Annotated in this window: 8 protein-coding genes; 5 read left to right on the top strand and 3 right to left on the bottom strand. The window is 65.0% G+C overall.

Going from position 1 to position 12,214, the window contains the following annotated elements:
• Positions 1-5: 5 nt before the first annotated feature.
• Positions 6-2,327 (bottom strand): hypothetical protein, encoded by a 2,322-nt coding sequence (locus tag O3298_RS08855; RefSeq protein WP_289910577.1) that lies wholly within the window; start codon positions 2,325-2,327, stop codon positions 6-8.
• Positions 2,328-2,649: 322 nt separating this feature from the next.
• Between O3298_RS08855 and O3298_RS08850 the strand changes: the two genes are divergently transcribed.
• The 3 genes from O3298_RS08850 to O3298_RS08840 all read left to right on the top strand — a co-directional run bounded on the left by O3298_RS08850 (position 2,650) and on the right by O3298_RS08840 (position 4,939).
• Positions 2,650-2,886 (top strand): hypothetical protein, encoded by a 237-nt coding sequence (locus tag O3298_RS08850; RefSeq protein ID WP_099667411.1) that lies wholly within the window; start codon positions 2,650-2,652, stop codon positions 2,884-2,886.
• 199 nt (positions 2,887-3,085) lie between these two features.
• The gene (locus tag O3298_RS08845; RefSeq protein ID WP_251348214.1) at positions 3,086-3,784 is read left to right on the top strand and encodes a YXWGXW repeat-containing protein; all 699 of its coding nucleotides are present in this window, start codon (positions 3,086-3,088) and stop codon (positions 3,782-3,784) included.
• Positions 3,785-3,910: 126 nt separating this feature from the next.
• Positions 3,911-4,939 carry a transporter gene (locus O3298_RS08840; RefSeq protein ID WP_175444840.1) on the top strand — a complete coding sequence of 343 codons (1,029 nt, stop codon included), beginning with the start codon at positions 3,911-3,913 and terminating at the stop codon, positions 4,937-4,939.
• A 65-nt stretch (positions 4,940-5,004) separates the two neighbouring features.
• Here O3298_RS08840 and rnk read toward each other — a convergent pair whose 3' ends face one another.
• Entirely contained in the window at positions 5,005-5,412 is a 408-nt protein-coding gene (gene rnk / locus O3298_RS08835) for a nucleoside diphosphate kinase regulator (protein WP_162835757.1), read from the bottom strand.
• Between the two features lie 738 nt (positions 5,413-6,150).
• Here rnk and O3298_RS08830 point away from each other — a divergent pair.
• Complete coding sequence (locus O3298_RS08830; RefSeq protein ID WP_305059049.1) at positions 6,151-8,043, top strand: bifunctional diguanylate cyclase/phosphodiesterase; 1,893 nt, start codon at positions 6,151-6,153, stop codon at positions 8,041-8,043.
• Positions 8,044-8,090: 47 nt separating this feature from the next.
• On the opposite strand, the gene O3298_RS08825 is transcribed toward O3298_RS08830, so the two are convergent.
• Positions 8,091-9,779 carry a peptide chain release factor 3 gene (locus O3298_RS08825; protein ID WP_369811518.1) on the bottom strand — a complete coding sequence of 563 codons (1,689 nt, stop codon included), beginning with the start codon at positions 9,777-9,779 and terminating at the stop codon, positions 8,091-8,093.
• Between the two features lie 174 nt (positions 9,780-9,953).
• Between O3298_RS08825 and O3298_RS08820 the strand changes: the two genes are divergently transcribed.
• Positions 9,954-12,011: a methyl-accepting chemotaxis protein gene (locus tag O3298_RS08820; RefSeq protein WP_305059048.1), complete on the top strand. Its 2,058-nt coding sequence runs from the start codon at positions 9,954-9,956 to the stop codon at positions 12,009-12,011.
• Positions 12,012-12,214 lie beyond the last annotated feature (203 nt).

The following is a 12,214-nucleotide window of genomic DNA, read 5'->3' as shown; positions in this document are numbered from 1 at the left end:
TTCCATCAAGGCTGCAGGGCGACGCCGCAGGCGGCGCAGAATTTATCTTCCGGATGGCCCGCGCGCTGCGCATGGCCGTTCTTGCAGCGGGCCGGCGCAGCGGCGCCCGGTCCGCCACTTGGCTGCAGCGCCTGCGCCACGGCCACGCCCAGCTGCGCCTGCGCCGACAGGCCATGCGCGTGCGCCGCGTTCTGCAGGTTGAGCAAGTCCAGCTGCTGGCGCCGTTCGCGTTCCGCCTGGCCTTCCTGGTAGCTGCGCTCCTGCGCCGCGCTGTCCTGCGCCATGCGCAGTGCCTCGGCAGGAGAAACGCTGTTCTCGGCCGCCGCCAGCGCCGCCAGCGCGTGGATCTGCTCGGCGCTCATGCCCGCCTGCAGCTGCACTTTCAGCACCTGCGCCAGCGCGGCCGCGTTCTGTCCGGCGGCCATGGCCACCTTGCCCGTGTCGCTCAGGGAGCCGATTTTCTCGATGCGGTCGATGTCGATGCGCGCCAGTTCGGCCGCATGCGCCTGCTGCGCCAGCAGGGCTTCGTACTCGCCCTTCCAGCGCGCGTAATCACTTTCGCGCTGCTGCGCCATGGCCAGCAAGTCGCGCTGCCATTGCGCTTCCTGTTCCAGCTGGCGCAGTTGCTGGCGCTGTTCCTCGATGGCCAGCGCGTCGAGCTGTGCCAGCTGCGCTTGCTGCTGCAGCTGGCGCGCGTGCACGCCGTCGGCCTCGATGGTGCGCAGCAGCTTTTCCTGCTGCGCGATGGCGTCTTCGCGCGCGCCGCCGCGCCGCAGCGCTGCCACTTTTCCCGCGATTTCCGCCGCCTGCACCTGGGCCGCTTCATCCTTGTGCGCCTCGGCGCGCAGCAATTCGCGCTGGCGCGCCAGCTGCATCTGCTCTTCCCACTCCTGCACCCGCTCCGCCTCGCGCTTGCGCGCCGCATTCGCCAGCATCAGGCCCTGCCAGGCGGCCTGGTGCTGCTCCGCCTCCAGCTGCGCTTCGCGCTGGGCCGCATCCGCTTCCGCCTGGCGCAGGCGCGCCAGTTGGGTGCGGCGCCCCGTTTCGTCATCGATCAGCAGCGCGCTTTCCACCTGCTGCGCGATCGACTGCAAGTGCACCTGATGCGTAAAGCGCTGCTGCGCCAGCTGGATCTGTTCGCGCCCATGCAGCTGCGACAATTCCAGCTCGCTGCGCATCTTGATGGCGGCCAGCGCCCGCACGTGTTCCCAGCTGGCCGTTTCGTCGGCGCGCTGCGCGCCCTTCTGCGCCAGTTCCTGTTCCAGCTCGCCCAGCGCCAGCGCGGCGCCATGGTCGAGCGCCTGGCGCCGCGATTTCGCTTCCAGGATGCGGCCATACAGGTCGATCTGGCGCCCGCGCAGCGCCTGCAGGCGCTCCGCTTCCTGGTGGCTCAGCTCCGCCTTTTCCACCGTCGCATCCTGCGTCAGTTCGGCGCGGCGGTGCGCATGGCGCGCCGCCAGTTCCTCGCGGCGGATGCGCTGCCACTCTTCCTCGTCATACAGCTGGTCGAGCTGCTTCATGCGTTCCAGGCTGTGCTGCTCGAGTTCCTGCGCCGGCAAGCCGCCCAGCCACAGGGTGCCGATGCTGGCGCCAGCGTCGCCTTCGCGCTTGTCGTGGCGCAGCGCCAGGGTTTCCACGCGCGCCACGGCCAGGCCGCTGGGCGCCAGGCGCTGCGTCAAGGCCGATTGCAGGCGCTCGTTCAATTCCGGGCGCAGGTCCGCATTCGCGTCCATCTCGCCCAGCGCGCGGCTGCCGATGAATTCCAGCGCGATCTGGCGCACGGATGGCAGCAGCAAGGCGTGCAGGTGGGCGCGGGTGACGGCGCCCGGCGCGCGCATGAACTGGCGCGCGAACGCGTCGGGCTGGCCCAGGGCGATGTCCACGCGCAGGGACGCGGCGACGTTCAGCAACTCCGTGCTGGCCAGGCCGGGCAAGTCGAATTCCAGGCTGACGGCGTCGGCGCGCGCGATCAGCACTTCGGCCGGACGCGCCGGCAGCAGCGCGGGCAGGCGCGCAAAGAAGGCAGCGCTGTCGTAGTCGCCGGCCGGTATCAAGGTGAAAGCGTCCGATTGCACGATCCAGGCGCGCGACTCGGCCGGTACCTGCAGGCGGCGCGCCGCGCTGCCGAACAGCGAGGACAGTTCGCGCACGCCGAAGAACAGGGCCAGTTGCCCATCAGCAAGATGCCATTGATTGGCATGCAGCACCGCGTCGCTGTCGGGTGCCCCCAGCGACAAGCCGCATTGCGCGCAATAGCCGGCGGCAGCGCCGTTCTTGTGCTCGCAGCGCGGGCAGCGGGCGCCGCCAAAACCAAACAATTGGAACATGTGTGACTCCTGATGATATTTTTATCCACGCGACGGGGCCGCCATGTCGATTCTAGCAGGACAGCTGGCCCTGCACTTGCCGCGCGCGGCAGTGTGCAGCGTCAAATAATGCCACGCGGCAATTACATTCATATGCCCGGATACAGGGCAATTTAGGCCTCAATTCAAGCAGTCGGCTTGCCAGCCCCGTGCGCAGGCATTTCAGCGCCGTTTTTTTGCAGGCCATCCCGCCAAAACCACGGCTGGTCGCATCCGCATGGCGCAGCGGCCCGCGCCTGGCTACAGTGCATGCATACCCACCCGCCACCCGAAAGGAAACATCATGAAAGCCTTGAAAAACATGGAAGCCATCTTCACCGTCGCCGTCGCCATCGCCTGCGGTGCCAGCTATGCCAGCTTCATGCAGCCATCGGCCGCCAAGGCCGCCGATGTGGCGCAAGCGGGCGCCATCCCCGTCGTGGTGGTCAGCGCCAAGCGCCTGACGGAACAGGAAAAGAAAATCTCGCTGATCGAGGAGCGGCAAGCCTTGCTGGGCAACGCCAGCGCCAGCACTCTGTGAGCCGCCGATGCTGACACCACGCCGCCTGGCGCACTGCGGACAGTCGCCGCGCCAGGCCGCCATAGGCATCTGATTTGTATCCGCAACGGATACACGGACACACAGCATTGTGTCAATTGTAATAAGTTGAATCAAAGGCGAAAAATCGCCGGCAAGCGCCTATAGTCCATTTCACGCAATCACCGAAATGGAGCAACCCATGAAACCCATCACACTCTACGCAGCAGCCATGCTTGCCATCAGCGCCGCGGCTTTCCTGCCCGCGCAGGCCATGGCCCAGAATCAGCTCGGCGTCAGCATTGTCGTCGGCAACGCCCCGCCTCCGCCACGGTTTGAAAGCGTGCCAGCGCCGCGCGCCGGCTATGTCTGGGCACCCGGCTACTGGAACTGGGATGGCCAGCGCCATGTCTGGAACAATGGCGAATGGCTGCGCGAACGGGGCGGCAACCAGTACCGCCGCGCCGCCTGGATACAGGAAAACAACCGCTGGCGCCTGGACCGTGGCGGCTGGGTCGCCGCGCAAGTGCAGCCCGTGCGCTACGACGAGATCCGCATCGCCCCGCCGCCACCGCGCCGCGAAGCCATCCCGCGCGCCCGCCACGGCTACATCTGGGCGCCCGGCCACTGGGAATGGCGCAGCCAGCGCTACGCCTGGACGCCAGGCGTATGGATCGCCGAACGCCCCGGCTATGCGTATGCGCCGCCCGCCTGGAACCAGCGCGACGGCCGCTGGCAGATGGAGCAAGGCCGCTGGTCGCCACGCGGCCCGAACGGCGACCGCGACCGCGACGGCATCCCCAACCGCTATGACCGCGACAATGGCAACCGCCACGACCGCGACCATGACGGCGTGCCGAACCGCGACGACCGGCGTCCGGACAACCCGAACCGCAGCTAATACTCGGCTGTAGTCAGCACCAAGTCGCACCAAGGCCACCCCTCGCGGTGGCCTTGTCATTTTCCCGACACATCCGTGTATTAAAATCGCGCGACGATCAATCACACTGCACGAGAAAGATTCACGATGGCGATGGAAACTGCCGGTTTTACCTACGGCTCGGACACCTCGGGCCTGGTCTGGGGCTTCCTGTTTGGCCGCGAGGCGCAGCCGCTGGCGCTCGACTCGACGGCCGCCCTGGCCTGGCTGGCCGATGGCGCGGCGCGCCCGGCGCAGGAATTCGTCTGGCTGCATTTCAACCTGTCGCATGCGGCCAGCGAAAAATGGCTGATGACGCACACGCAGCTGGCCGACGAATTCTATGAAACCCTGCACCAGGGCTCACGCTCGACGCGCATCGAACAGGCGGAAAACACCCTGATCGCCGTGGTCAACGATGTGGTGCACAATTTTTCGTTCGAGGCATCTGACATTTCCACCATGTGGGCCAGCGTGGCGCAAAACCTCGTCATCACGGCGCGCCGCGCGCCGCTGCAGTCGATCGAACGCCTGCGCCAGGCCGTCATCAAGAACCACGAGCCGATCCGCTCGTCGGTGGAGCTGCTGATCCACCTGCTGCGCGATCAGGCGGACGTGCTGGTCAACATCGTGCGCGACGCCGTGGCGCGGGTCGACGATATCGAAGACCACTTGCTGGCCGGGCGCCTGGTGCCGAAACGCGAAGATCTGGGCGCCATGCGGCGCGTGCTGGTGCGGCTGCAGCGCCTGCTGGCGCCGGAACCGGCCGCCCTGTTCCGCCTGCTGCAACGGCCGCCCGCGTGGGTGTCGGAGCTGGACAGCCTGGAATTGCGCCAGTCGACAGAGGAATTTTCGGTGGTCCTCAGCGATATGTCTTCGCTACAAGAACGCATCAAGCTGCTGCAGGAAGAGATTGCCGCCAGCGTCAACGAGGAAAACAGCCGCAGCCTGTTCGTGCTGACCATCGTCACCGTGCTGGCCTTGCCGATCAACATCATCGCCGGCATGCTGGGCATGAATGTGGGGGGAATTCCGCTGGCCCAGCATCCGCAAGGCTTCTGGATCATCGTCGCCATCATCGTCACGTTCACGGTGGTGGCGGGATGGCTGGTGGTGCGCGTGCAGAGGAACAGTTAGCTCCGCTCCCGGCACGGCCTGGCAAGCGAACGGCGGGCGCCGTCCGCCATTACTGCTGGCTACGCTTAGCGGTGGTACTCGCCAGCCCGTTCAGGCTGGTAAACGATTTCCTCGATCTTGACCTTCACCACGCCGCCCGGCATGGGCCAGGCGATGCTGTCGCCCACGGACAGGCCCAGCAGCGCGCTGCCGACGGGCGCCAGCACGGAAATGCGGTCGGCCTGGCCTTCCACATCCTTCGGATACACGAGCGTCAGGCAGAATTCCTCCTTGTTTTCCACCGTGAAGCGCACGGTGGAATTCATCGTCACGACGGTCGGGGGAATCTCTTGCGGTTCGAGCACCTCGGCGCGGCCCAGTTCGTCGAGCAAGGCAGCCTTGTCCGGCGACAGATTATTACCCAAGGCATACAACAACGCTTCCAGTCGTTCCAGGTCTTGTGACGACAAAATAATTTTTGGTTTTTTTTCCAAGATATCCTCACTATTGATCATTAGGGCGACGTCCGGTTTTGCTGGCGGCAGCTTGCCTGGCCGCGGCAGACAAAACAAACAGCATCAGGACGTCCATCATCTGCGGATTATGGACGAACTCGCGGAGCAAGGCCATAGCGTTCTCGCATTCTTCATTAAAATTTATTAAAATCAATGACTTGCAATGGCCTATGCAGGCAAAAAGTTAATCCGCGCGCGATGCCGGGGCCATTGAAGTTATTCTTGATGGCATTTTGTTTATTGTCAGCATGTTTTTAAAGGAAAAAAACAGCCGGCAAAAAAAGGATTAAAATTCAGCTTGGATTATTATTAGAAAGACACGCCCCACCTTTTCCGCCTGACTTGTCGCCTAAGTAGGTCGTGGGAAATTATTGTGAAGTTATGACGAACAGAACCGGATGCGCTGCAAGGCGCCCGTTGCGACGCAGTGCAGGCACTGCTAGCAGCGGGTAACGCCGCAGAGCGCCGGTTATCGAGGTCAGAAATCACAATAATTTATTACGACCTACTTAGCCTGCTGCCACCGGCCTGTGGCATGCAGACAAAATTGCCGCGCGCCCTGTACTTTCACGCTGCAAAATGACAATATGTCGGCCTTAACAACACGTCGAGAGTTCCGGCTCACTTCGGTTTTCATCAGACTGGAACGTAAAGTATGGCTGGGCGAGGCGGGATCACACGGGGCGGCGGCAAGCGGGGCCGGCAGGAGAAAGCGTCATGATGGCGCCATTGATGCTGCCGTCGGCGCAATTGCGCGGCGACCGCATAGCCAGGCTGAACTTGCTGGCCGCGGCGGCCATGCTAGCCATGGCCAGCCTGCTGTTGATCCTCTTCCAGTTGTTTTCCCTCCAGGCATCCTTCCAGCGCACGCTGCGCATCCAGGCCGACATGCTGGCGCCTGCCGCCACGCAGGCCATGCGCCAGGATAATCGTCTTGCAGCGCAACAACTCCTCACTCCCCTCGCCGCCGCCCCGCATATCCGGCAAGCACTGCTTTACAGCCCCTATGGCACGCCGTTTGCCCGCTACGCGCGCAGCGGCAGCGATACCGCGCCCACGGCGCCGCGCAACGGCCTGCAGATCGATTACCTGGACGGCAGCGCTGCCATCCTGACGGCCTTGCCCGGCGGCGGCGCGCTGTACCTGCGCGCCAGCCTGGCGCCGCTGTACGCCAGCCTGGCGCAATTTGCCGCCTTCACCCTGCTGGTCTGCCTGTGCGCGTTCGGCCTGACCTTCCTGATGGTGCGCCGCACGCGCACCGCCGCCCTGCATGCGGAGCGCCATTTGCACTACCTGGCCCACGTCGACCCGGTCACGCAGCTGCCGAACCGCCATGAATTCAACGATGCGCTGGCCTATGCGCTGGCGCGCGCCGACCGCCAGGACAGCAGCGTGGGCCTGCTGCTGCTGGACCTGGACAACTTCAAGATCGTCAACGACACGCTGGGCCACCACTGCGGCGACCAGCTGCTCAAGCTCGTGTCCGAGCGCCTGGTGGCCATCCTGCGCGGCACCGACATCATCTGCCGCATCGGCGGCGACGAATTCGTCGTCATCGTGGAACCGGCCGACGACGCCTCGGAGATGGCCAGCGTGGCGCGCAAGATCCTCGCCGTGCTGGCCGCGCCGTTCGCCCTCGAAGGCCACCAGCTGTACGTCAGCGCCAGCATCGGCGTGAGCCTGTATCCGTTCGACGCGCAGGACGTGGCCACCCTGACGCGCAATGCCGATACGGCCATGTACCACGCCAAGCACCAGGGCAAGAACCGCTACGCCGTGTTCAAGGCCGAAATGGAGTTACGCGCCCAGCGCCGCCTGCGCATGGAAGCGAACCTGCGCCGCGCCCTGCAGAACGAGGAACTGTATTTGCACTACCAGCCGCAGATCGACTTGCGCAGCGGGCGCATCGTCGGCGTGGAAGCGCTGATACGCTGGCATTGCCGCGACATGGGCCAGCTGAGTCCCGCCGAATTCATCCCCGTGGCCGAGGAAAGCGGCATCATCGTCGACCTGGGACGCTGGGTGCTGCAAAGCGCCTGCCGCCAGGCAGCCGCCTGGTGCAAGGCGGGTCTGCTCGATTCACTGGAACACGTGGCCGTCAACCTGTCGGCTTGCCAGGCACGCGATCCGGGCCTGATGGACGATATCCGCGCCATCCTGGACGAAACGCAGCTGCCGCATGGCTTGCTGGAGCTGGAAATCACGGAAGGCGTCCTGATGGACAATGTCCACGCCAACGTGGAATTGATGCGGCGCCTGCAGGAAACGGGCATCCACCTGTCGATCGACGATTTCGGCACCGGCTATTCCTCGATGTCGTACTTGAAACGCCTGCCCATCGACCAGCTGAAGATCGACCGCAGCTTCGTGCACGACCTGCCCGGCGAGGGCGAAGCCATCGTCACTGCCATCATCGCCATGGCGCACAGCCTGCACCTGAAAGTGGTGGCCGAAGGGGTGGAAACGCTGCAGCAGGTGGAGTTCTTGCGCAAAGCGGGCTGCGACAACGTGCAGGGCTTCTTCTTCGCCCGCCCGATGACGGCGGCGCAACTGACGGCATTGCTGCTGGAACGGCGCGACTGGAGTACGCGCACGATCCTGCCGGCGTAAAAAAGGCAGAACCAGTGGTTCTGCCCCTCGTCGCTACCTCAGAGTCATCAGGCCAGCTTGGCCGAATGCTCGCGCGTGGCGTGGAATGTCAGCTTCGGCCAGCGCTCTTCCGTCAGGCGCAGGTTCACGCCGGATGTCGCCAGGTAGGCCATGTTGCCGGCCGCATCGTAGGCCACGTTGTGGCCCAGCGCATTTTCGAAATCCTGCAGGATGCGCTTGTCGTCGCAGCTGACCCAGCGGGCGCTGCTGATGCTGGTGCCTTCGAACACGGCGTCCACGCCATACTCGTTGAGCAAACGGCTGGCCACCACTTCGAACTGCAGCACGCCGACGGCGCCCAGTACCAGCTCGCCGCCCTGCACCGGCTTGAAGACCTGCACCGCGCCCTCTTCGCCCAGCTGCTGCAAGCCCTTGTGCAACTGCTTGATTTTCAAGGGATTACGGATGCGCACCGAGCGGAAGAAGTCCGGCGCGAAGTACGGGATGCCCGTAAAGGTCAGCATCTCGCCTTCGGAAAAACTGTCGCCGATCTGCATGTTGCCATGGTTCGGCAAGCCGATGATGTCGCCCGCGTACGCTTCTTCCACCTGTTCGCGCGAGGAAGCCATGAAGGTCACCACGTTCGACACCTTGATCTCGCGCCCCAGGCGCAAGTGCTTGACCTTCATGCCGCGCTCGAAACGTCCCGAGCACACGCGCAGGAAGGCGATGCGGTCGCGGTGGGCCGGGTCCATGTTGGCCTGGATCTTGAAGACGAAACCGGTAAATGGCTGCTCGGACGGCGCCACCGAACGCACGGTCGCGTCGCGCTCGCGCGGCGCCGGCGCCCAGTCGACCAGCGCGGACAGGATCTCGCGCACGCCGAAGTTGTTGATGGCCGAACCGAAGAACACGGGCGTCTGCACGCCGGAGAGGAATTCTTCCAGGTTGAACGGGTTCGACGCGCCGTGCACCAGTTCCACTTCCATGCGCAATTGATCCATCTCAAGCGGGAACATCTCCTGCAGGCGCGGGTTGTCGATGCCCTTGATGATTTCGAAGGCGCCGTCGGCCTTCTCTTCACCGGCCTTGAACAGCATGATCTCGTCGTTCAGCAGGTGGTACACGCCGCGGAAGTTCTTGCCCATGCCGATAGGCCAGGTGACGGGCGCGCACTGGATCTTCAGCACCGATTCCAGTTCGTCGAGCAGGTCCAGCGGATCGCGCGTCTCGCGGTCCATCTTGTTCATGAAGGTGACGATCGGCGTATTGCGCATGCGGCACACGGCCAGCAGCTTGATCGTCTGCGCTTCCACGCCCTTGGCCGCATCGATCACCATCAGCGCCGAGTCGACCGCCGTCAGCACGCGGTAGGTATCTTCCGAGAAGTCCTGGTGGCCCGGGGTGTCGAGCAGGTTGACGACGTGGTCGCGGAATTCGAACTGCATCACCGAGGAAGCGACGGAAATGCCGCGCTGCTTCTCGATCTCCATCCAGTCCGACGTCGCGTGGCGGCCCGATTTACGCGCCTTGACGGTACCGGCCATCTGGATCGCGCCCGAGAACAGCAGCAGTTTTTCCGTCAGGGTGGTTTTACCCGCATCCGGGTGGGAAATGATGCCGAAGGTGCGGCGGCGCTGCACTTCGCGCGCGATCACGGCCGGCGCCTTGCTGCTCACCGGCGCTGCGGCGTTGTCCGCGCTGTCGCTGGAATCGGGGGTGTTGATGTCGTTCTCGTTGGCCATATTGGTGACCATAATATGGCCCTCGCAAAAAACCCTCGATTTTACAGAAGGATCGGCCTTCCGTGTGAACTGCTTCACTCTGGCGAACGGCAAAACTGACCGCATCGCGGCGCACTTCATCAAGGGGTCACAATCCGCAGGCAACATTGCACTGCAGAAATGTTGTCACCCTACCCTGGAAACCCGATGAAAATGCTCCTCACCCCCGCCATCCGCCTCATGCAGCGCTTGCGCCTGCTGCCCAAATTCATGCTTGTCTGCCTGGTCTTCCTGCTGCCGCTGGCGCTGGCGACCACCCTGCTGATCTCGGAACTGGGCAAGTCGCTGGCCCAGGCGCAGGATGCGCAGCGGGGCGTGGCCTATGTGCGCCAGTTGCAGGAAGGCACGCGGCTGCTGCAACAGCGGCGCGGCCTCGAGCACTTGCGCCTGAGCGGCAAGGCGGGCATGGACAACACGGCCCTGAATGCGCGCATCACGGCCGCGCTGGCCGCCCTGGCGCACTTGCCGGCGGGCGCCGGCCTGCCCCAGGCGGCCGAACTGACGAAGCAGTGGCAAGCCCTGCTGGGACGCCAGGCGGGCCTCGCGGCGCGCGACAGCTACGCGGCGCACACGGCGCTGCTGCGCCAGGCGGCCAAGCTGGGCCAGTTGGTGGCCGACCGCTCGCACCTGAGTCTGGACCCGGACGCGGGCGCCAACCACCTGAGCGCCGCCTTCACCGCCACCCTGCCCGACCTGGCCGAGAGCCTGTCCGACATCGGCGGGCGCGGCGCCGCCTACATCGACACGGGCCTGTTCGAGGCGAATGAAGATCAACTGGTCAACGCCAACGCCCTGATCGCGCGCCACGAACTGGAACGCCTGCCGGCCCGCTTCGACGAAATCATCGCGGCCAAGCCGGAATTGCGCGCCAGCCTGCAGCCGGCCCTGAAAGCCGTGCCGGCCGCGCTGGCCTTCCTCGAACGCACGAAGAATGAAGTGACGAACTCCTACGACCAGACGTCGGGCGCGCAATTCCACGCGGCCGGCATGCAAGCCATCGACGCCCTGCACGCGCTGTCCGGCGCCTCCGCCTCCGCGCTGGACGACCTGCTGGCGCAGCGCATCGCCCGCGACGAGGCGCGCCGCGCCCTGATCCTGGCGGCCATGCTGCTGGTGCTGCTGGCCGCCGCCTACCTGTGCGCGGGCTTTTATGCCGCCTTCGCGCGCGACGTGCAGCAATTGCGCGTGGCCGTGGGCGCCGCGGCGGCAGGCGACCTGTCGCAGCGCATCACCTCGCAGGCGCACGACGAAATCGGCGACCTGGTGCGCGACTTCGGCGCCATGACGCATGGCCTGGCCACCCTGGTGCAGGAAATCCGCGGCGGCGCGGCCGTCATCGCGGCCGCCGGCGCCGATATCGCCCAAGGCAACGCCGCCCTGTCCGGCCACACGGCCACGCAAGCGGACGCGCTGGGCGCCACCGTGGACTCGATGCGCGAGCTGACGGCCACCGTGGGCCGCAACGAAGCCCACGTAGGACAGGGACGCACCCTGGTGGCGTCGGCGGCCGAAGTGGCCCTGCGCGGCGGCGAGACCGTCAGCGCCGTGGTCGAGACCATGGCCTCGATCAAGGCCAGCTCGCACAAGATCGTCGACATCATCGGCGTGATCAACGGCATCGCCTTCCAGACGAATATCCTCGCCCTGAACGCGGCCGTGGAAGCGGCGCGCGCGGGCGAACAGGGGCGCGGCTTTGCCGTCGTGGCGTCCGAAGTGCGCAGCCTGGCGCAGCGTTCCAGCGAGGCGGCGCAGCAAATCAAACGCCTGATCGGCGACTCCGTGGCCACCGTGGACGCGGGCGGCGACCTGGTCAACGCGGCCGGCAGCACCATGCGGCAAGTCGTCGATGCAGTGCAGCAAGTGTCCGTCGTCATCGGGCGCATCAGCAGCGCGGGCGCCGAGCAGAATGGCGAAATCGCCCGCATCAACGGCGCGCTGGCGCAAATCGACGACATGACGCGCCAGAATGCGAGCCTGGTCAACGAGGCGCGCGCCGGTTCGCAGCGCCTGCACCAGGAAGGCGAGGCGCTGACGCAGGCCGTCAGCCGCTTCCGCCTGGGAGAACACGAGGCGCCAAACGTGCGCCAGACACCCGCCGCAACCGTGCGCGACGGCTTGCCCAGCGTGCGTCCGGCCGGCCTGTGGAGCGCCAACAAGCCGCGCGTCATATCACAAAATCGCGCAGAACGGCGCAAGGCTAGCTAGTCAAAAGTGTGCACGTAGGACAAGGACTACAATTTCGCCTCAAAAGAGACTACAAAGTGGCGACTGCTAATCTTATGTTCGCCACTTACATAAGCTTTTAAAGTAGCTACATCGCGATCTGCACCGCGCGGTCGAAAAAAAACGCTGTTCCCAGAGGGATGCGGCAACTTTTTTGACCAGCAACGCGGCAGTCGCACTCCGAT

It is taken from the genome of Janthinobacterium sp. SUN137 (genome assembly GCF_030587265.1).
In the GTDB taxonomy this organism is placed as follows: domain Bacteria; phylum Pseudomonadota; class Gammaproteobacteria; order Burkholderiales; family Burkholderiaceae_D; genus Janthinobacterium; species Janthinobacterium kumbetense.
This window is presented reverse-complemented; position numbering and strand designations above follow the sequence as displayed.

Coding starts and splice junctions, on each gene's coding strand:
- O3298_RS08855 (WP_289910577.1), bottom strand. CDS start 2,327: ATGTTCCAATTGTTTGGTTTTGGCGGCGCCCGCTGCCCGCGCTGCGAG.
- O3298_RS08850 (WP_099667411.1), top strand. CDS start 2,650: ATGAAAGCCTTGAAAAACATGGAAGCCATCTTCACCGTCGCCGTCGCC.
- O3298_RS08845 (WP_251348214.1), top strand. CDS start 3,086: ATGAAACCCATCACACTCTACGCAGCAGCCATGCTTGCCATCAGCGCC.
- O3298_RS08840 (WP_175444840.1), top strand. CDS start 3,911: ATGGCGATGGAAACTGCCGGTTTTACCTACGGCTCGGACACCTCGGGC.
- O3298_RS08830 (WP_305059049.1), top strand. CDS start 6,151: ATGATGGCGCCATTGATGCTGCCGTCGGCGCAATTGCGCGGCGACCGC.
- O3298_RS08825 (WP_369811518.1), bottom strand. CDS start 9,779: ATGGTCACCAATATGGCCAACGAGAACGACATCAACACCCCCGATTCC.
- O3298_RS08820 (WP_305059048.1), top strand. CDS start 9,954: ATGAAAATGCTCCTCACCCCCGCCATCCGCCTCATGCAGCGCTTGCGC.